Below are 19,236 nucleotides of genomic sequence, written 5' to 3' on the forward strand. Positions count from 1 at the left end.
GTCACTACCTCGTCACCCACGCTGGGATTGTCAAACACGCTGCGGGGCAGCGCAAGCTGTCACCAAAACTCATTCTGAACTGATCTCTAAGCGGTTCCACCACGAGATGGTCGGCGAACTCGCTCTCTCCTACGAGAGTTTCACCGTGAACGGCGTACCCGGGCAGACACTCATCGTCTACCAGGCGGAACCGGGTTCACCGTCGGACCGCGCGTTGTCGCTGCTGGGTAGCCTGACTGCCGCGGATCCCACCGGCGCCGACTCACCTCCGCCGACCGCGACGCCGCCGAACCAGGTCATCGATACGACGCCCGGGTAGCGTGCCCGGCACGCCGGCATCCGAGCCCGCCGGTCGACGTTCTCGACACCGCGCGCCGCCGGGCCGGATCACGTGCGGCCGGCGAGGCGGAGCAGTTCGAGAGCCGAGGCGGTAGCGGTGCCGGTTCCGGCCGAGTAGACAACGATGGTCTGATCCGCTTCCGGCACCGACAGAACGTCGTAGTCCAGAGTGAGGGCACCCAGCTCCGGGTATCCGGCCTGCGCCGTGCGCAGACAACCGGCGCAGTCGGCGGCCCCGGCCTGATCTCCGGTCTCCACCACTCGGTCCGGTCCCTCGACCGGCAGACAGCTGTCGGCACTCACAGCGAGACCGACGCGCCCGGACAACCGAACCCGGACCGCGTGCGGCGGCTAGGGTCGGACCATGGCTGGCGGCGCGGGCGCGGCGGTGGAATTGACGGTCGGGGAACGCGAGGTGCGTATCTCCAATCCCGACCGCGTCTACTTCCCGGAATCCGATGTGACCAAACTCGATCTGGCGCAGTACTACCTGAGCGTGGGCGACGGGATCGTCAACGCGCTACGGGATCGGCCCTGCATGCTGCACCGCTTCCCGAAGGGGCTGACCGGCGGGAAAGTCCACCAGAAGCGGCTGCCGGCGGGCGCACCGGACTGGGTGTCCACCGTGCGGGTGTATTTCCCGCGCTACGGCCGCCACGCCGACGAACTCTGTGTCGGTAAGCTGGCGGAGGTGGTCTGGGCGGTGCAGATGTCCACGGTCGAGTTCCATCCGTGGAACTCGCGCCGGGCCGATACCGAGAGTCCGGACGAATGGCGGATCGACCTCGACCCCATGCCGGACTGTCCCTGGTCACGGGTGCAGCGGGTCGCCCGGGTGGTCCGCGAGGTGCTCGACGAGGTCGGCGCGGTCGGCTGGCCGAAGACCTCCGGCGGCAAGGGATTGCACGTCTATGTGCGGATCGCGCCGGAGCACGGGTTCCAGCAGGTGCGCCGCGCTGCTCTGGCCTTCGCCGAAGAGGTCCGCCGCCGGGCTCCCGACGATGTGACGACCACCTGGTGGCGACGCGATCGCGATCCGGCCCAGCTGTTCATCGACTACAACCAGAACGCGCGCGACCATACGATCGCCGCCGCGTATTCGGTGCGCGGCAATCCCGCGGCGACCGTCTCCACCCCGGTGGGCTGGGACGAGATCGACGATATACACCCCCGCGATTTCACCGTCGCCACCGTGCCCGCCCGGTACCGCCGCCTCGGCGATCTGCACGCGGGCATCGACGACGCGGTGTTCGATCTACGGGAACTGATCGAATGGGCCGACCGTGACGAGGTGGATCTCGACGAGGAGCCGGTACCGGAATCCTGACCGGTCCCGGCTCCGCGCCGGTCACTGCCGCGGGATCATTTCCAGGGCGCCAACAGTCGTTTCGCCTCCACCGCGAGCGCGGCCTGCAGGAACGGCCCGAAACTCACGCGCGCCGCGCCGGCCTTCGCGAAGTAGGCCTTGTCCCCCTGCTCCGGCACGGTGACCGCGTTCACCGGTAACGGCAATTCGGCGCACAGCCGGGCCAGGACCTCGGGCCCGTAACGGCCGACCGGATACAGCACATCGGCCCCGGCCGCAGCCGCCAGCCGCAACCGTTCGATCGCGGGGCCGACGAGTTCGGCCGGGTCCCCGGAGGGCGCGAGCAGCAGATCGGTGCGGGCGTTCACGACGACGTGCACACCGGTGTCGTCGGCCGCCTGCCGCAGCCGGCCCACCAGATCGGCGTGCTCCTGCGGTTCGCGCAGCCGCCCGCCCTCCTTGTGCACGGTGTCCTCCAGGTTGAAGCCCACCGCACCGGCCTGCAACAACCCGTCGATGAGCGCCACCGGCTCGACACCGTATCCGGATTCGAGATCGACCGAGACCGGTATGTCCACCGCGGAGGTGATCTCGCGGACGCGGCCGAGCACATCGGTGAACGCCATACCCTCGTGGTCGGAGGCGCCGAGGGAATCGGCGAGCGGATGGCTCCCGACCGTGAGCGCCGGAAAACCGGCCTGCTGGACGAGACCCGCCGACCAGGCGTCCCATACCGTGGGCAGGATCACCGGGTCGCCGGGACGATGGAGTTCGAGGAATGTGGCGGCCTTCTCGGGCAATGTGGTCACCGCACCGATCCTGCCGTACCCGGCCGCGGTTACGCACCCGCTGTCGCGTGTCGCTGTCCCGGACGCGGCCGACGACGGCAGGATGGGGCGGTGTGAACGCGCACATCCGGCCGGCCGGTCGGGCCGCCGCGGCCGATATCGCCGCCCGAGCCTGTCATCTCGCGATCTCGGTGGTGATCGCCGCCGCACTGGTGACCCAGCTCGTACTGCTGTTCACCGGCGGTACGGACGCGAACTCGGGACGCGCGGAACCGGACGCCGGTATCGGGACCGGGCTCGTCCGCCTGTTCAGCTATTTCACCATCCAGAGCAACCTGTTGCTGCTGGTCGCCTCGGCGGGGCTGGCCCTGAATCCGGTGCGGGACGGTCGGCTCTGGCGGGTGGTGCGGCTGGACTCCCTGCTGGGGGTCGTGATCACCGGCCTCGTCTTCGCCCTGGTACTCGCCGACGAGGTGCATCTCACCGGCGCGGCGTGGTGGGCGAATCTCGGCTTCCACTACCTCGCGCCCTGGGCGGGCCTGGCGGCCTGGCTGGTGTTCGGGCCCCGGCCGCGGATCGACCGGCGCACGATCGCCGCGGCATTCGTCTGGCCGGTCGCCTGGGTCGGCTACACCTTCGCCCACGGCGCCGTGACGGGCTGGTACCCGTATCCGTTCCTGGATGCCGCCCGGCGGGGATACGCGACCGCGGTGACCAACACGCTCCTGGTGGTCGTGCTCGCGATGGCCCTCATCGGCCTGTTCGCGCTGCTCGACCGGCTTCCCGCCGGCACCGGGCGAATCCGGCCGGCGGCCCCGGACAGCTCGGCCAGCTCGGCCAGCTCGGTCAGGCCGGAGTCGCCAGGGCGAACGGAAGAACCGCCGGGGCGCCCGCCCGGCGTAGCGTCCACGCCGCGACGGTGAGGGTCCAGCCGGTGTCGGTGAGCGTGTCGACCAGCAGAATCGGACCGTCCGCCGCGCCGAGATCGGGAATCTCCCACCCGTCGTACAGGGCGGCGACCCGGTGGGCCGAGTTGACGGCGGAGACAGGTGGCCGGTCCGGGCGTACGCGCAGCGTACCCAGGTTGCGCAGCCGGCCGATCCCGGCGAGGCGTTCGGCCAGCGACCCGGTGAGGACCGGATGCGTCTCCGACTCCAGGGCCAGCACCGCGGTGGGCCGGACCGCCCAGTCCCACTGCCGGAGTACCGGTATGCACGCCTCGACCACCTCGTCGGGAACCGGGCCGTCGGGGCCATCCAGGATCGGCCGCAGCCGCCGGCCCCACCCGAGTGAATTCAGCCGGCCGAGGACCCGCCCCGCCTCGGCGCCCTCGGAGATCTTGCCGGACAGCGGCACACCCAGTTTCGCCATACCGGTCGGCCACTGTTTACGCGGCGCGAGATCGATACCGGGCCGGTCGAGACGGGCCCGGGTGGCGGCCACGGCCGCGGAGTCGACGGTGGTGTCGCGATGCTCGCCGGTGCAGTTGTCGCAGCGCCCGCAGGCGCCGGTCCCCGGCGCGGCGGCCAGCAGCGCCGGATCGTCGAGCTGGCGGCGCAGGAACTCCATCCGGCAGCCGGTGGTGCGCTGGTAGTCGAGCATGGCCTGCTGTTCGGCCGTGCGGGCGGCATCGAGCCGTTCGTACCGGTCGGCGTCGTAGGTCCACGGTTCACCCGTGCCGAGCCAGCCGCCGCGCACCCGGCGCACCGCACCGTCCACATCGAGGACCTTCAGCACCATGTCGAGCCGGGAGCGATTCAATTCGACCAGCGGTTCCAGTGCGGCGGTGGACTGCGGTCGCTCCCGGTCCAGCGCCTCGAGGACCGACCGGACCACATGTTCACGCGGAAAGGCGACCGAGGCGAAGTAGCTCCAGATGCGGGTGTCCTCCGGTCCGGGGAGCAGGACTACCTCGGCACGCTCGGTGGCGCGCCCGGCACGGCCGACCTGCTGGTAGTAGGAGATCGGCGAGGACGGCGCGCCCACATGGACCACGAAACCCAGATCGGGCTTGTCGAACCCCATCCCCAGCGCGGAGGTGGCGATGAGCGCCTTGACCTCGTTGTTCAGCAGAGCGGTCTCGAGCGCTTCCCGTTCGGCCGGGTCGGTCTGGCCGGTGTAGGCGGCGACCTCGAGGCCGTGCGAGTTCAGCACATCGGCGAGGTCGTGGGCGCCGGCGACGGTCAGGGTGTACACGATCCCGGAACCCGGCAACCGGTCCAGCCGATCGCTGAGCCAGGTGGTGCGTTCCACCGCGTCGTCGAAGCGGACCACCGACAGATGCAGCGACTCACGGTCGAGGTCCCCGCGCAGGACCAGGGTGTCGGTGCCGATCTGCCCGGCCACATCGGTCACCACCCGGTCGTTGGCCGTGGCGGTGGTGGCCAGCACCGGCACCTCGGCGCCGAGGTCGGCGATCAGGGTGCGGATCCGGCGGTAGTCCGGCCGGAAATCGTGGCCCCAGTCGGAGACGCAGTGCGCCTCGTCGATGACCACCAGCCCGGCGTCGGCGGCGAGCCGGGGCAGCACCTGGTCGCGGAAATCGGGGTTGTTCAGCCGTTCGGGACTGACCAGCAGCACATCCACCGAACCGGCCGCCACCTGCTGGTGGATCTCGTCCCATTCGGTGACGTTGCCGGAGTTGATGGTGGCCGCGACCACTCCGGCCCGCCGGGCCGAGGCGACCTGGTTGCGCATCAGGGCCAACAGCGGCGAGACGATGACGGTGGGCCCACGCCCCTGCGCACGCAGCAGCTTCGCCGCGATGAAGTAGACCGCCGATTTACCCCAACCGGTGCGCTGCACCACCAGGGCCCGTCGTCTACCGACCACGAGCGCTTCGATCGCGGTCCACTGGTCCTCCCGCAGCCGGGCGCCCGGCCCGGCGAGCTCGCGCAGCAGTGCCTCCGCGTGCTCGCGTAGTTCGCCGGCGACTTGGCCGGCCCCGCCCATGGTGCTGCCCGGTGCTGTCGACATGGCGCCCATACTGCCGCAGGCCACCGACAGCGGCCGGACCGCCCGCTACCCGGTCCGCGCGACGGTTAGCGGGGTCACCCTGGTCAGCCCGATGACAGGCCACGCCGAACCCCGTATCGCGGGCGGCACGGACACGCCGGCCGCGATACCGCGTCCGGCGGTCCTGGTCGTACCGCCCGGTGAGGGTCGCACCGAGACGGGCCGATGGAGATCAGCCGAGGAGTTCGTCGACGTAGCACCAGCGCCACGCCTCGCCGGGTTCCACACTGCGCATGACCGGGTGCTCGGTCGACGCGTAGTGCCCGGCCGCGTGGTTCCCCGGCGACGAATCGCAGCATCCGATATTCCCGCAGGTCAGGCACATGCGCAGATGTACCCATGTCAAGCCCTCCGCCACACACTGCGCGCACACATCCGGCCCGTCGGAGTCGCACACCAGCGGGGCCGCCCGCAGATGCGCGCAGTCCTCGGCCGCGCCCCCGGGGACCGCCAGCGGCTCGGGCCGCTCCTCCTCGTCGCCCTCGTCGAACCGGTCGATCATGGACTCTTCGAGATCGAGCCGGGCCAGGACGTGCTGCAGGATCTCGTAGTCCACTCCGCCGGAGTCACGGACCCGCAGCACCGTCTCCCGTTCGGCCCGCAACATCACCAGCCGCAGTCGGCGGTATTCGGCGGTGGGGGTCGCCAGCTCGGATTCCGGCCGGCCCAGCCGCTCCCAGGCGGCATTGGTCCGCCAGGTGACCCGGTCGCGCAGCGAGTGCACGACCTCTTCCGGAGTGTCCGGGCCGATCGCCGTGTCCAGCGCCGCGAGTCCCGCGTTGGACGCCTGGGTCAGCAGATTCGCCTTCTGCAGCGCGTCCTCGGCCCGGCTCGGCCCACGCAACCGCAGCCGGCGGACCAGCCACGACAGCGAGGTGCCCTGGAGCAGCAGGGTGCCCGCGACGACGACCAGGGCCAGCAGTTTCAGTACCGGCAGCTGCGGCGTGTCCGCGGGCAGCAGCAGCACGGCGGCCAGGGTCACCACCCCGCGCATCCCGGCCCAGGAGACCACGGTCGAATGCGCCGCGGGGGCCGGCGACCGCCCGAGCACCCGCTCGAGCAGGGCATAACCGAAGATCCAGACGGGTCGCGCCAGTATCACCGCCAGCAGGACCGCGAGGGCCGTGACGATCAGGGTGGTGTGGTCCAGCCCACTCTCCCACGCGTCCCGCACGATCGTGTTCACCTGCAACCCGATGATGAGGAACACCGCGCTCTCCAGGATGAACTGCACGGTGCCCCAGTTGATGCGTTCGGCGGTCCGGGAGGCCGCGCTCTGCCATACCGGCGCCCCGTGACCGAGGATCATCCCGCAGGTGACCACCGCGATCACGCCGGAGGCATGGAGCTCCTCGGCCGGTAGATAGGCCAGGAACGGCGCCAGGAAGGACAGGGTGGTGTCCAGGACGGGGTCGGTGATCCGCCGCCGCAAGAGGGCGAGCGCGTACGCGATCGCGATCCCCACCACCGCGCCGCCACCGGCGGCGAGCAGGAAATCGCCGCCGGCGTTCCACACCGACACCGCCCCCGCCGACGCCGCGATCGCGGTCCGCAACGCCACCAGCGCGGTCGCGTCGTTGAACAGCGACTCGGCTTCCAGGATGGAGACGATCCGCCGCGGCATCCCGATTCGCCGCGCCACCGCGGTCGCGGCCACCGCGTCCGGCGGCGCCACCACCGCGCCCAGCGCCACGGCCACGGCGAACGGCACCGGCAACAACCACCAGACGACCGCGGCCACCGCGAAGGTACTGAACAGGACCAGCCCCACCGACAGCAGCGCGATCGCGCCGATATTGGCCCGGAAGTCCACCAGCGAGGTGCGGATGGCCGCGGTGTACAGCAATGGCGGCAGCAGACCGAGCAGCACGACCTCCGGTTCCAGATGAACCTCGGGGACGAACGGCAGATACGACGCGGCGACCCCGGCGAGGGTCAGGGCGAGGGGCTCGGAGATACCGGCCCGCCGCGCCAGCGCCGCCACGGCCGCCGCCGAGGCCACCAGGACTACCAGGCCGATCGCGATGTGCATCCGCGAATTCTCGCAGGTGCCCGATTACCGGTGACACGCTCGTCGGTAGCTGTCGGCCTCGGTGGTGGTCAGCTCGAGCCGGACCGCCAGTCGGCCGCGGTCACCGGACGCAGGGTCCGCGGTCCGGCGCCGGCCCGCATCGGCAGCACCTCCGCGCCCAGGACGATCGCCGACCACGGGTCGATATCCGATCCGGACGCCAGGGCGCGGGTGAGCATCGCGGCGCAGGCGTCGGCGGATCCGGCGTCGAAATCCGCCGGCGCGGCGGCGCCTATCCGGTCGAGATCACGCAGGATGCGGTCGAGCGCCACCGTCCGGTCGAAGGAACGGCACGGCGTGCGGGCGTACAGGGCGTCGGAGAGGGTCCGGGCGGTCTCGGCACTGTCCGCGCCGGTGTAGGCCCGGGAGATCACCTCGGCACGGCGGGCCTCGGGGAAGAAGACGGCCAGTTCCCGCACGACATCGGCGGGGTCCTCCGGCGTGTGCACGGGGTCGAGCACCGTACTGCGCCGGCCGAGCAGCGAGCGCAGTTGTCCCGGGCGGCGCCGCGCCGGATCGCCGGGGCCGGCGGCTTCGGCCAGCCGCACCGGAGCCGGGAGTTCACCGTCGGGTCCGGTGACGACGAGCAACAGCGCCTCCGATATCCCGGCCAGCAGATCGGTGAGCCGGCGCCGCTCCGGCGAGGCGGTGGCCCAGCTGTAACGCCACAGTGCGCGCACCAGATGCCGGTTCAACGGCACAGCGGCCGCGTCCACCACCCGGAATCCGTTGCCGGACAGCCAGTTCAGCGTCGGGTCCACCGCCCGGGAGACGATGGCGCCGGGCGTGAGCAACAGCAGCGAATGACGGGACGCGAACGCGGCGGGGTCGACCCGCAGCCGGCGCAGGTGATCCACGCATTCGAGTACATAGGTGTCGTCGAGGTAGGCGGCCGCTTTGTCCGCGGCGGGGGTGAGCGCCGACAGCAGAGCCGACAGCGGGTCCGGTGGTGGGGGCGCGGCGGGTTGCGCGGTCTGCGGATCGATCATGTACTCCACCTCATCTCGGGCCCACCCCGGATAAAACCGTCACCGTGCCCGCGGCCCCGTCCACCCGCAGGCGCATACCCGTCCGCAGTTTCGCGGTACATTCCGGCACCCGCACCACCGTGGGCACGCCGAGCGCCCGGGCGACGGTGGCCACCGCGGTCAGCGGACCACCGTGTTCGATCACCAGCGCCGACGCGGACGGGAGTGCCGCCACCCAGTGCGGATCGGCGCTCTCGGTGATCAGCACCCCCGGGGCCGGGCCGCCCGATCGGTCCGCCAGCACCGCGGTCCCCTCGGCCACCCCCGCGGCGGACGCGGTGCCGGTGAGCACCTCGCCGTCGCGGGCGATCGCGATTCCGGTCCGCGACGACCAACCCTGTTCCGCCAGTTCGGAATCCGGGAAATCCGATCCTTCGGTAGCGAACCTTACCGGAGCCGAGAGCCCCGCGGCGGCGTGGGCGGCCTTCCGTGCGCCGATCCGTGCCCGCAGATCCGGTATCGGCACCCGGTCGTAGCAGTCGCGCAGTTCGCCGACGGTGAGGAACCGGATATCGGCGGAATCGTGGAGGATCCCGCGTCCGGCGAGATCACGGGCCATCACCCGGGTCATGCCCCGGATGAGACCCGATGCCCGGTCCCGGCTCGACCGCAGGGTCTCTCGATGCTCGGCACAGCGGGCCGCGCGCGCCCGGACCACGTCGTAGAGCCATCGGCGCGGACCGCCCAGCGTCCGGTCGAGGTAGGTGTCCGGGTCCACTCCGGTGGCGACCGGCTCGCCACGTACCGGGCGCTCCGCGGTGCCGGGCGCTCCGGCAGCCACGGGCGGGCGCAGCGCGGCGTACCGGAACGACACGGGCGCCTCCGGCAGATAGGCCTCCGTCAACGCGACCACCGCGCCGGTGAGGGTCAGCGCGAGCGCGTCCAGAACCGTCACGGGACCCCACAGCAGGACCAGCTCCCGGTCCAGGCGCCGATACTCGGCGTAGGCGTGCTCCCCGTGCGTGTAGTCGGTCGTCTCGTAGCGGTCGCAGACGCGGTCGAACTCGGCGCGGAACTCCCGCATCAGCGATTCCATCCGCAACGCCCGGTGCCCGAACACCCCGGCCGTGCGGATCCGCGACCGGAGCCGGCGCGCCCGCGAATCGAAGGTGAAGGGACCCAGCGTGTCCGCGAGCTCGTCGAGGAGCGGATCGGACGCGCCCAGCACCGCCTCCAGCCCGCGGCGACGCAGCCGGTGTCCGGGCGCGATCGCCGCCAGCCGGTACCAGTGCAGCAGGTTGAGGTAGACCCGGCCGTGGAAGCTGCCCAGCAGATAGGGCGTCCACGAATCCGTCTGCGCCAGCTGGTCCGCCGGGATACCCAGTGAACGCGCGTATTCCCGGCACACCCGCCCGTGGATTCCGGCGGCGAAGGTGAAGGTCAGCGGTGCGGTGGCCCCGGGAAAGGTCTCGGCGGCGGTCGCGTCGTCCCAGATCCGCGGTTCCCCCGGCGCCACCGGTTCGCCCGCGCCCCGGATCACCGCCGCCATCGCCCGCCCCCGCGGAATGTGGGACGCGCGGATGCGGTCACCGTCCACCCCGGTAGTCGCGCTTCCGGCGCATACGACCGGCGGACCGCACCCCGCGGCGCCACGGTCTCCGTCTCGGTATCGTCCGTCCCGAGCACCCGCAAGAACCGACCTCCAACCCGGTCTGCCACAACAGACATCCTCGTCCGTGCCGACGAGTAAACCCGAGAACGACCTCGTCCACCGCGTATTCGGGTTTTGTGTCCGACCCCGGGGCCACCGGGTCCGGCCGTGCCGAGGCCGGGGCGGCGCGGAACAACCGATAGTCTGGGAAGGCCCGCGCAGGTTTCGGTGAGGATGTGATTCCGCGTGAGTTGGAGCCTGACCCCCGACGAGTTCGCGCATGTATGGCGGCGCGCCGACCTGGACCGGATCCCCTACCCGCTGCGGGTACTCGAATCGCCGCGCACCGAGCGCGACGCCCGGCTGCTGCGCGCCGAACTCGCCCAGCGGTTCCCGCCCGACCCCGATCTCGATGCCTGCCTGCGCATTCTCGCACTGCCGCAGACGCGGGTGATCGCCATCGGTGGTGCGCCCGAACCGGGCCGGGAACTGCGCGTGCTGGGGTGTGTCGTGTACGACCGCGCGGTCCTGGCGGTCCAGGCCCCAGGACGGACAAGGGAATTCGGCGGCCCGGTTCAGCTCTCGATCGGGCACAGCACCAAGCTGGGAGCCCGGCTGGCGGCACTGCTGCCGAAAGCACCCGCGGGCCGCTACCCGGCCCGCACCGCCTCGGCCGCGGCGGTCCGCGACACCGAAACCGTCAGGCAGGAAGAACGGGCCGCGCCGCTGATCCGGAAGCTGCTGTGCGCCCCGCACACCGCCGACGGCCACATCCGGATCGAATCGCGTCTGGACCGGCCGAATCCGCCGCCGCCGCTGCACTACACCTGGCTCGATGTCGAGAACGACGGCCGCTACCTGCTCAAGGCGGACGAGAACGTGCACATGGTGCCCGCCTCCCCCGAACAACTCGCCGCGCATCTGCAGAAGCGGATTCCCGGTTGAGCCGATATCGCGCCGGACGGGCTGCCCAGGGTCACCGGTTCCGGCTACGCTGGGCCTGACCGACGGAGGGGTACGCCAGTCATGAAGATCGAAGACAGCCGCGCCGAGATCGTCCGGTTCCGCCAGGCAGCCCATGCGGGAACGGTCAAATTCGATCCGGAGGCGGCGCGCCGCTGCGCGGAACTCTACGACCGCCAGGCCGACCGGCTCATCTATCTGCGACAGCGTCTGGAAGACGCCTCCGATCCACACGGTTTCGGGGGACTGATCTCGGCGCAGCAACTCCAGGCGGGGTTCGGGCACAAGGCCCGCGACGCCGCCGCCCTGCTCGATCACTACATCGAAGCGGCCTATCGGATGAAGGAAGCGTTCCTGGTCAGCGGCGGGCTCTACGACGAGGCCGACGCCGCGAACGCCGCCGCGGTCCGCGCCCTCGACGGCGGGCTCGACCGATGAGGAGCGAGTCCTCCGCCTGCGCAACGGCCGCCGCCGACACACGTACCCGCTGCGCAGACCCGGTGCGGCGAGACCTCCGCCCGCGCCGCGGTCTCCGCGGACCGCATGCGATCGCTGCGAAGGAGATCTCATGACAGGGGTCGATCCCGATTACATCAGCGCCATGGAGCATTTCGAAGCCATGCGCCACGAGGACATCCACCGGGCCACCCAGCAGATCGATGCCGGCGAGATCCTGCGGATCTCCGGCACCTGGATGCACGCCGCCACCACCTTGCAGACCTCGCTGCCCCTGACCCGCGCCGGCGCGGACCGGGTGATGAACGCGATGGAGTGGGACGGTGAGGCCGCCGACGCCGCCTTCGCCAGCACCCGCAGTTTCGCCGATTCGGTGGAGGAGCTGGCCGGGGTGCTCGGGCAGGTGGGGTTGCGCCTGGGCGCGGTGGCCGCGGCCGCGGAAGCGGTGAAGATCGCGGTGGTACCGCCCGGCGACTCCGGCCCGGTCGGCGCGCTGGCCCGGCTGCTGGAGGCAGCCAAGGTGATCGACGCGCAGATGGTGCAGGAGGTGCTGCGCCAGGAAGCGATCCTCACCATGAACATGGTCTACAAACCCGCCTACCTCGCGGCGGGCACCGCGGTGCCCGCGCTACCCGAACCGCCGGCCGCCCCCGGCCCGCTGCCGCCGCTCGGCCCGCCGCCGGCGCCGCGTGCCCAGGTCGATACGGCGGTCGGCGCGAATTCGGCGCCGGCGACGGGAGATTCCGGCGCGCCCGCGCCCGGCGACGAGGCCACCGAGTCCGGTCCCGCCGATCGACCGTCGCCGCGGCACGACTCCACCCAGGAGAATCCCGCGCCGCCGGCACCGGAGAACGACTCCGCCCCGGCGGCTCCCACCCCGGAGACTCCCGCGGCGCCGGAGAGCGTCCCCACGCCGTCCCCCGAGCAGGGCGGCGGTTCCCCGCCGCCCGCGCCCGAGGTTCCGGAGCCGGCCGACGGCTCGGCGCCACCCGAGGAGCCTGCGCCCGGCGCCGGCCCACCGGCACCGCCCGTACCACCGCCCGCGGCCGAACAACCACCCGCGAAGCCGCCCGAGCCGGAACCGCCCGCGGCACCGAATCCGACCGCGGTACCGCTCTCGGATCCGGCCGGGCAGCCCGGTATCACCGGACCGGTGCCCGGACAGCGCGCGCCCGACCAGCCCGGGGTCATTCCGCCACAACCCTGAGACGGTGCCGCTGTGCCCTACCGGCCGGGATGGTCCTGTACCCAATGGAACCGCGGACCGTTCAGCGGGAAGGCACCGGGATCGGTCGCACGCAGGTCGACGGTCACCGGCCGTCCGTCCAGTTCGCCGTCCAGTCGCAGGGTTCCGGGCTCCGGACGGGTGTAGGTGAGGTTCGCGGTCGGCGCGCCCGCCGGGTCGGCGATCGTGAGAGTGCGCGCGGTGCCGTCGACCTGCGCGGGCACCGTCACCAACGCCCCGTCCATCCGCTGCCACGACACCGCGCCCTCGGTTTCGATCACCAGCCGCTGCCAGCGATCCGGGTCGGTGAGCAGCGGCGGCACCGGGCGTCCGTCGATCCGGAACCCGGTGACCTCCCACAACCCGTACAGCTCCGGTTTCGGCGCGCCCCCGCCGAATTCCTGCCAGGCCGACCAACCCGCCGTCGATATCCCGACGATCAGCCAGATCCCGAGTGCCGCCTGGACGATTCCGGCCGTCCGCGCGGCCCGGCGGCTCGTGAACAGCGGTGGCTGCACCGCGGGATCGGCGCGGCGCGCCAGCAGGAAGAAGTCGGCGAACCGGCGGGCCTGGGGAACGAGCAGGACGAGCGAGAAGACCAGCAGATGGAACGACAGGATCTTGACCGGGACATCGAAGGTCATGTTCAGCACGAACACCTGCGCCATGCTCACCACGCTCAGCATGGCACCGAGGGTGGCCGTACGCGGGACCAGCAGCAGCAGGCCACCGACCAGTTCCGCTACCCCGAGCAGGATCTGGTACACCGGCGCACTACCCACCTGTAGCCACAGCACCGCCATCGGCGAGAGCTCACCATAGGGCTGGATGAGTGCCGAGAAGGGCGGGGGCGGCATCTGGGTCGGCACCGCTTTGGCGACGCCGTAGAACAGCATCTGCCCGGCGACGCACCACCGCAGGATCGTCAGGAACCACGTGCCGGCCCGCGGGTACGCGAGACGCCGCCGGTCGAGCACCGACCACAGCACCGCCGCCACGACCGCCACCACCAGCGCGGTGAACACCATCAGCCAGATGATCGCCTGGTCGCCACTGCCGGAGTCGCGGTGGAACTGCACATCGATGCCGAATACCGTCTGCCCCACCCACTTCAGCACCGGCTCGACCGCCAGCAGCGGCCACGTCGGCGCGGTGTCGGGTAAGAACTCGTGGGTGAACCCGGCGAAAACGTACACGACCTGGCCGATCAGCACACAGAAGATCGCGGTGTAGACGACACCGAACCGGAACGCCACCCGCGCCGGCCACGACCACCGCACCGGCCGCGGGTCCTCGGGTTCGGACAGCTCTCGCTCGGAACCGGGGACCGCCCGAACCGCACTCATATCACGACCTCACTGTTCCGACCTGTTCGACGACCCACCCCGACCGGCCCGAACCGGGCCTCCACTCGAACCTAGACCGGCCGCCGGGCCGCGCGCCTCCGTGACAACCCCGATTCCGCTGTCCTCCCTTCGGCCTATCGTGAGTGCGTGCCCACGCCACCTGCCGGTCTCGCCGCGGAAACCGCGCCGATCACGCGAACCGTCACCGATCTGCTCGGCGCCCAGCTGCTCGGCCTGTACCTGTACGGATCGGCGGTGACCAGCGGTCTGCAGTACGACAGCGACCTCGATTTCCTGGCGGTCACCGCCACCGCCCTCGACGACGCACTCCGGGCGCGGCTGTCCGGGAGCCTTCTCCGGCACTCGGGACCGTGGCCCCGGGCAGGTGGGGCCAGGCCGGTGGAACCGACTGTGGTGGCGCGTGCGGCCGTGGTGCCCTGGCGCTTCCCGCCGCGCGGCGAGTTCGTGTACGGCGAATGGATGCGGGCGGAGTTCGAGCGCGGCGCGGTCGGCCCGCCCGCCCCCGACCCCGACCTGGCGATCCTGCTCGGCATGGTGCGCGACTCGTCGGTGGCGTTGGCCGGACCGCCCGCCGACCGGTTACTGGATCCCGTACCGCCGCAGGATCTGATCCGCGCGGTCACCGAGAGCCTGCCCGCGCTGACCGCCGGTGTGGACGGCGACGAGCGCAATGTCGTCTTGACGCTGGCACGGATGTGGATCACCGCCGAGAGCGAGACGGTGGTCTCCAAAGCCGAAGCCGCCCGGCGTCTCGCGGCGCGCGTCCCGGCCGCCCACGCCGCGTTGCTGCGCCGCGCGCGGGACGGCTATCTCGGTGTGGGGGTGGACGACTGGTCCGGCCACCGCGACGAGGTCGCGGCTATCGTGCGGTACGCCGCCGCGGGGATCCGGGCCGCCACCGGGGGCGGCGGCCGGGAAGGGCGCTGAACACTCCGCCCGGGCATCGCCAGGGGGTACTGCCACCGCGACCACCGCGACCCGCTACCAGGCGATGGCCCCTCGCGCGCCGACGAACGCGCCGTGGACGGATACCTCCGGCGCTTCCGCCGCCGCGAGCACCACCTGGGCGGCCTGCTCCGGTGTCGTCGGCGCGTCGGCCGCCGCGGGAGCCAACTCGGTCGCGACGAAGCCCGGGCATACCGACGTCACCCGGACCGCGGTATCGGCCAGCGTTTTCGCCAGACCGACCGTGAGGCTGTTCAGTGCCGCCTTCGACGCCTGATAGCCCGGGACCACCATCGAGAAGTACGCCGAGTCGGGGTTGCGCTGCTCGGTGAGCGAACCCATCTCGGTGGAGATATTGACGATCCGTCCGGCCGGTGCGCGGCGCACCAGCGGCAACAGCGCCTCGATCACATTCGCGGGGCCGAAGGTGTTGGTCATCAATGTCTCGGTGAACGCGCCGGGATGGGCGAAGTTCACCGAACCCGTGGCGGTGGCCTCGGGCAGGATGCCGGCATTGTTCACCAGCACGTCGATGTGGTCGTGTCGTTCGGCGAGGGAATCGTGCAGGCACCGCGCGCTGTCCACCGAACACACGTCGAGAATTTCCCCCTCGGCCATGAGCCCGGCCGACCGCAGGTCGCCCACCACGGCCTCCACCGCCGGCGCGCGGCGTCCGGTGACGATCACCCGGTAGCCCGCGCGGGCGAACGCCGTCGCGGTGGCGCGTCCGATTCCGCGGGTCGCCCCGGTGACCACCACGATCTTCTCCGACATGTCGTTCCTTTCGTGATTTCCGTTCTTGCCCTATGAGCATCGGTGAGGGCATACGGTGCGCGCTGGCAGGAAATCGCCATCGCGTTCGCCCGCGGCCGGTACGCCGGATCGAGTGGGTCGTACGTTCAGTTCGTTGTCGGGTGGCGCCGACACCCGGCTCGACGCTCACCTCGTTCGTCGTCATGTCCCCGGTCGACGCCGAACGTGCCCGCGGCGTCCTGTTCTGGCTGCTGGGTTCGCTCGCGGGCGCGAGCTGGACAGATGTGGGCACGACCGCGGCGGTCTGCGCCGCCGGACTGGTGCTGTGCCGGTGGTACACCCCCGCGCTGGACGCGTTCACCTTCAGCTCCTCGACCGTCGCGACCTTGGGCGTTGCGGCCGGCCGGACCCAGCTGATCCTGCTCGTGATCACCGCCCTGATGACCGCGGTACTGGTCAGCGCGGCCGGGGCGATCGGATTCATCGGACCGGTGCTGCCGCACGCCGCCCGATTCCTCGTCGGCCCCCGGCACAGCCGGTTGATCCCGGTGACCTCGGTACTGGGCGCAATCCTGCTGGTCTGGGTCGACGCGCTGGCCCAGACCGTGTTCGCGCCGCAGGAGGTTCCGGTCGGCGTTGTGACGGCACCCACTGGGGTACCTGCCTTCGCACTGCTGCTGTTCCGCACCTCGAGCGCGCCGTGACGGGCCGGGCATCGCGGGAAACCCATCCCGACTCGGCGGAGCACACGGTGACCCTGCACGCACAGAATCTGTCCTGAACTCGCGGCGGTCACCTTGTCGTGGACGCGGTGACCGTCCGGAACCGGGTAGACAGTGGGCCTGATGGGACCGAACGGCTCCGGCAAATCGTCACTGCTGTGCCTGCTGGCCGGTATCGCATGACCGGACCGCGGCAGCGTAATCCTCGACGGCACTCCCCTGCACCGCCTGGGCCGCCGCCCGTCGGCCCGCCGGATCGCCATGGTCGGGCAGCACGCGCACACCGAGGTCGATCACACCGTTCTGGATGTGGTGCGGCTCGGACGCATTCCGCACCGCGATCTGTTCGGTCAGGACAGCGACGAGGAAGTGGCGATCGACCGGGTCCTTCGCGATACCGGCCTCGCCGGCCATACGCACCGCTACTGGGTCACCCTCTCCGGTGGCGAACGGCAGCGGACCCAGATCGCCCAGGCGCTGGCCAAGAGCCCGGGGAATTGCTGCTCGCCGAACCGACCGATCACCTCGATATCGCCCACCAGCTCGATATCCTCGAGATCGTCGTGGCCGCGACGATCACCGTCGACGGGGTGTCCCGGTCGTCCATTACACCGCCCGGCGTAACCCCGTTGAACTGCGCAGCGTCGGTGTAGGAGGGCGGAGTCGGTGCCCTGACGGCATTGCCACAGAATTACTGCGCTGACCAGTGAATCAGCGCAGTAGTATTGCGCGTCGTGGCAGATGTATACCGCCGCACCAAGGGGCCGGTGGCCTATCGCGACGAGTCGTACCAAACGCACAACCTCGACGTGAAACCCACCGAGACATTCGGCGTCATCACCGCCGTGGTTGCGCGCCAGCCTGATGTGGCAGACGTCGGGCAGGGTCCCGCGGCCACCGACTACCGAGACAGCCGGGCAGCGCAGCGCGCGTGCACCGGGGGATCGCCTCGGACTGGCCGTCGATTTTCGGGGGTGAGCGCCCCGACGGCGCATCGCCGGATTCTCCGCCTGGGCGGATGCGGGATGCCGGTGGTGAGGTGGGCTGGATGTTAGGGAGCGGAATACTGCAAGCCGTCCTGCACGACGCGGCCGAACGGTTGAACTTCCAGGCATCGCTTGCGACGAGACACGTCGCCAACATTATCGGCGGCGACCACATAGGCGCGAACGCCCTCGAGGCCACGGCCCAGACCTTCACCAGTGCCGATCGATCGAGTCGCGCAACGCTGGAACACGTCCTCGACTCGAGCGAGAAGGGTGCCAAGGGAACTGACTTTCCGGGTCGCATCCCGGAATGGGACCGACCCGAGTTCCTGGATCGGGATATTCACTACCAGATCACCTGCCTGGAACGGGAGATGGGTCTAACTTCGGAGGCTCGACGCCTCCTCGAAGCCAGCCTGTACATCGACCGCAAGTTCTGGGCGACCGCTGTCGCCGGCCGCCAGCCCGAGCCTCACCTTATCTTCGGCGCCGACCACTGGGCCAGCTACCTACATGCCCGGTTGTACGCTCGCCGCTACGGCAACCAAGACCTGACCGTGTCGTTCATCCGTGGGATACACAAGCGATTGGCGATACGGCATGATCCGGAGGCCGCCGGAAGGTGCCGGATCGAAGAGGGGTTCCGTTCGGGCAAGAACGCCAACTGGGGCAGACTCGCAGAGCCGTTGACCAGAAGCCAGAGGGCCGCCATCGCGGAGAATCCGGTATTGACCTACGCGGCACCGTTCGATGCCAGAGACCACGGGCTCGTGATCTCTCCTGTAATCCCCGGACAGGAAGGTGCCCGAGAGATCCAGGTTCTCCCCAGACCACTGACCGATAGTGAGATCGCGGCTGTCGACGCCGACCCGTTGAGGGGTTATCAGCCCCCCGGCATCGAAAGAACCTACAACAGCAACGGGGTCATCGTGTTTCCCCGATTCGTCAGCTCGGACTCGGTGTCGCTACACCTGCAGCAGTCCGTGTGCGACTGGTACAACTCGGGCAGAGGAGACCCGAGTAACGACTTGTATCAACTCTCCGCCGGAACGCAGAAAAGAATAGTGTCCCCGCACGTCCTCGCCGACTGGAACGGCCGCACTTCGCGCATTGTGATGAACTGGTCGCTGGAGAATCGGGGTCTATCACCCAGCGTTATCGACAACTTCGACAACGACATGTTCACCCCCCTGCGGGACTGGACCGAATCGGTGCGCGCCGGAAGCGACCGCTACCAGCAGTGGGCGCACGCACTGGACAACCGGGAGTCGAGGGGAGAACCGATCGATCCGGTGTCGCTGTTCGGACTGGAAGCAGAGGCGCAGCGCTTCCGCGAATTGCAGGCAGACTCCGGCGACAAGTCGCCGAGCCTCCTCTTTCCGCCCGGCGAAGACCACGACCACACGTACGCAGATCACCTGTGGGCCCGACTCGAGGGCCCCGCCGAACCGCCATCACCGCCACCGTGAGCCGGTCCCGGGTTCGGGCGGTAGCGGCGCAAACACCGAATATGCAGGTTGACCTACTCATCCGGAGCATCGGGATAACGCAATTGGAGTGCCCCCAGTGAATGCGTCCGCCCGGTATTAGAGTCCTGAGTGGCTCTGATCAGGGCCGGAAGGGACACTGGAACCATGGCAGGACGCAAGCGGCATTCCGCCGAGGACATCGTGCGGAAGCT

At 70.4% G+C, this 19,236-nt stretch carries 16 protein-coding genes and 3 pseudogenes; 11 read left to right on the top strand and 8 right to left on the bottom strand.

Translation table 11 applies throughout. From position 1 onward, the window contains the following. Positions 1-319, top strand: a pseudogene (locus ABZV91_RS29070) (hypothetical protein); the annotation flags it as partial. 68 nt (positions 320-387) lie between these two features. Here ABZV91_RS29070 and ABZV91_RS29075 read toward each other — a convergent pair. Beyond that, on the bottom strand, positions 388-642 hold the full coding sequence (locus ABZV91_RS29075) for a hypothetical protein (protein ID WP_355248450.1): 255 nt from the start codon (positions 640-642) through the stop codon (positions 388-390). 61 nt (positions 643-703) lie between these two features. On the opposite strand from ABZV91_RS29075, the gene ligD reads away from it, so the two are divergent. Continuing rightward, positions 704-1,666, top strand: a complete 963-nt coding sequence (ligD, locus tag ABZV91_RS29080) for a non-homologous end-joining DNA ligase (RefSeq protein WP_355248453.1) — start codon at positions 704-706, stop codon at positions 1,664-1,666. A 35-nt stretch (positions 1,667-1,701) separates the two neighbouring features. On the opposite strand, the gene ABZV91_RS29085 is transcribed toward ligD, so the two are convergent. After that, complete coding sequence (locus ABZV91_RS29085) at positions 1,702-2,454, bottom strand: isocitrate lyase/phosphoenolpyruvate mutase family protein (protein ID WP_355248456.1); 753 nt, start codon at positions 2,452-2,454, stop codon at positions 1,702-1,704. A gap of 92 nt (positions 2,455-2,546) precedes the next feature. Here ABZV91_RS29085 and ABZV91_RS29090 point away from each other — a divergent pair, with 92 nt between their 5' ends. Then, positions 2,547-3,356: a Pr6Pr family membrane protein gene (locus ABZV91_RS29090; protein WP_355248458.1), complete on the top strand. Its 810-nt coding sequence runs from the start codon at positions 2,547-2,549 to the stop codon at positions 3,354-3,356. On the opposite strand, the gene ABZV91_RS29095 is transcribed toward ABZV91_RS29090, so the two are convergent. The 4 genes from ABZV91_RS29095 to ABZV91_RS29110 form a co-directional block, all read right to left on the bottom strand. Continuing rightward, positions 3,280-5,409 carry a RecQ family ATP-dependent DNA helicase gene (locus ABZV91_RS29095; protein ID WP_355248461.1) on the bottom strand — a complete coding sequence of 710 codons (2,130 nt, stop codon included), beginning with the start codon at positions 5,407-5,409 and terminating at the stop codon, positions 3,280-3,282. The genes ABZV91_RS29090 and ABZV91_RS29095 overlap by 77 nt on opposite strands. A gap of 211 nt (positions 5,410-5,620) precedes the next feature. Continuing rightward, positions 5,621-7,480 (bottom strand): Na+/H+ antiporter, encoded by a 1,860-nt coding sequence (locus tag ABZV91_RS29100; RefSeq protein ID WP_355248464.1) that lies wholly within the window; start codon positions 7,478-7,480, stop codon positions 5,621-5,623. A gap of 68 nt (positions 7,481-7,548) precedes the next feature. After that, entirely contained in the window at positions 7,549-8,508 is a 960-nt protein-coding gene (locus tag ABZV91_RS29105) for a nucleoside-diphosphate kinase (protein ID WP_355248467.1), read from the bottom strand. 10 nt (positions 8,509-8,518) lie between these two features. Next, a complete protein-coding gene (locus tag ABZV91_RS29110; RefSeq protein ID WP_355248470.1) occupies positions 8,519-10,084 on the bottom strand; it encodes a PEP-utilizing enzyme in 1,566 nt (521 codons plus the stop codon). A 300-nt stretch (positions 10,085-10,384) separates the two neighbouring features. On the opposite strand from ABZV91_RS29110, the gene ABZV91_RS29115 reads away from it, so the two are divergent. From ABZV91_RS29115 to ABZV91_RS29125, 3 genes are all read left to right on the top strand, one after another. Continuing rightward, positions 10,385-11,083, top strand: coding sequence for an ESX secretion-associated protein EspG (locus tag ABZV91_RS29115; RefSeq protein ID WP_355248473.1), 699 nt, complete (start codon positions 10,385-10,387; stop codon positions 11,081-11,083). Between the two features lie 81 nt (positions 11,084-11,164). Further along, positions 11,165-11,539: a hypothetical protein gene (locus tag ABZV91_RS29120; RefSeq protein WP_355248476.1), complete on the top strand. Its 375-nt coding sequence runs from the start codon at positions 11,165-11,167 to the stop codon at positions 11,537-11,539. Positions 11,540-11,669: 130 nt separating this feature from the next. Next, a complete protein-coding gene (locus ABZV91_RS29125; RefSeq protein WP_355248479.1) occupies positions 11,670-12,764 on the top strand; it encodes a hypothetical protein in 1,095 nt (364 codons plus the stop codon). A 17-nt stretch (positions 12,765-12,781) separates the two neighbouring features. Here ABZV91_RS29125 and ABZV91_RS29130 read toward each other — a convergent pair whose 3' ends face one another. Next, positions 12,782-14,128 (bottom strand): DoxX family protein, encoded by a 1,347-nt coding sequence (locus tag ABZV91_RS29130; protein ID WP_355248482.1) that lies wholly within the window; start codon positions 14,126-14,128, stop codon positions 12,782-12,784. A 147-nt stretch (positions 14,129-14,275) separates the two neighbouring features. On the opposite strand from ABZV91_RS29130, the gene ABZV91_RS29135 reads away from it, so the two are divergent. Beyond that, positions 14,276-15,076, top strand: coding sequence for an aminoglycoside adenylyltransferase family protein (locus tag ABZV91_RS29135; protein WP_355248485.1), 801 nt, complete (start codon positions 14,276-14,278; stop codon positions 15,074-15,076). 54 nt (positions 15,077-15,130) lie between these two features. Here ABZV91_RS29135 and ABZV91_RS29140 read toward each other — a convergent pair whose 3' ends face one another. Next, the gene (locus tag ABZV91_RS29140; RefSeq protein ID WP_355248488.1) at positions 15,131-15,868 is read right to left on the bottom strand and encodes an SDR family NAD(P)-dependent oxidoreductase; all 738 of its coding nucleotides are present in this window, start codon (positions 15,866-15,868) and stop codon (positions 15,131-15,133) included. A 158-nt stretch (positions 15,869-16,026) separates the two neighbouring features. Here ABZV91_RS29140 and ABZV91_RS29145 point away from each other — a divergent pair. The 4 genes and pseudogenes from ABZV91_RS29145 to ABZV91_RS29160 form a co-directional block, all read left to right on the top strand. Next, positions 16,027-16,551: pseudogene (locus tag ABZV91_RS29145) on the top strand (iron chelate uptake ABC transporter family permease subunit); the annotation flags it as partial. A 141-nt stretch (positions 16,552-16,692) separates the two neighbouring features. Next, positions 16,693-17,001 (top strand): annotated as a pseudogene (locus ABZV91_RS29150) (ABC transporter ATP-binding protein); the annotation flags it as partial. A gap of 65 nt (positions 17,002-17,066) precedes the next feature. Then, entirely contained in the window at positions 17,067-17,222 is a 156-nt protein-coding gene (locus ABZV91_RS29155; protein WP_355248494.1) for a hypothetical protein, read from the top strand. Between the two features lie 395 nt (positions 17,223-17,617). Further along, positions 17,618-19,024, top strand: coding sequence for a hypothetical protein (locus tag ABZV91_RS29160; RefSeq protein ID WP_355248491.1), 1,407 nt, complete (start codon positions 17,618-17,620; stop codon positions 19,022-19,024). Positions 19,025-19,236: the final 212 nt, after the last annotated feature.

The sequence above is a fragment of the Nocardia sp. NPDC004568 genome, assembly GCF_040609955.1.
Lineage (GTDB): Bacteria > Actinomycetota > Actinomycetes > Mycobacteriales > Mycobacteriaceae > Nocardia.

Excerpts from the sequence above, each read along its gene's own strand:
- ligD (WP_355248453.1), top strand. The coding sequence starts at position 704 with ATGGCTGGCGGCGCGGGCGCGGCGGTGGAATTGACGGTCGGGGAACGC.
- ABZV91_RS29095 (WP_355248461.1), bottom strand. The coding sequence starts at position 5,409 with ATGTCGACAGCACCGGGCAGCACCATGGGCGGGGCCGGCCAAGTCGCC.
- ABZV91_RS29100 (WP_355248464.1), bottom strand. The coding sequence starts at position 7,480 with ATGCACATCGCGATCGGCCTGGTAGTCCTGGTGGCCTCGGCGGCGGCC.
- ABZV91_RS29105 (WP_355248467.1), bottom strand. The coding sequence starts at position 8,508 with ATGATCGATCCGCAGACCGCGCAACCCGCCGCGCCCCCACCACCGGAC.
- ABZV91_RS29120 (WP_355248476.1), top strand. The coding sequence starts at position 11,165 with ATGAAGATCGAAGACAGCCGCGCCGAGATCGTCCGGTTCCGCCAGGCA.
- ABZV91_RS29125 (WP_355248479.1), top strand. The coding sequence starts at position 11,670 with ATGACAGGGGTCGATCCCGATTACATCAGCGCCATGGAGCATTTCGAA.
- ABZV91_RS29130 (WP_355248482.1), bottom strand. The coding sequence starts at position 14,128 with ATGAGTGCGGTTCGGGCGGTCCCCGGTTCCGAGCGAGAGCTGTCCGAA.
- ABZV91_RS29140 (WP_355248488.1), bottom strand. The coding sequence starts at position 15,868 with ATGTCGGAGAAGATCGTGGTGGTCACCGGGGCGACCCGCGGAATCGGA.
- ABZV91_RS29160 (WP_355248491.1), top strand. The coding sequence starts at position 17,618 with ATGTTAGGGAGCGGAATACTGCAAGCCGTCCTGCACGACGCGGCCGAA.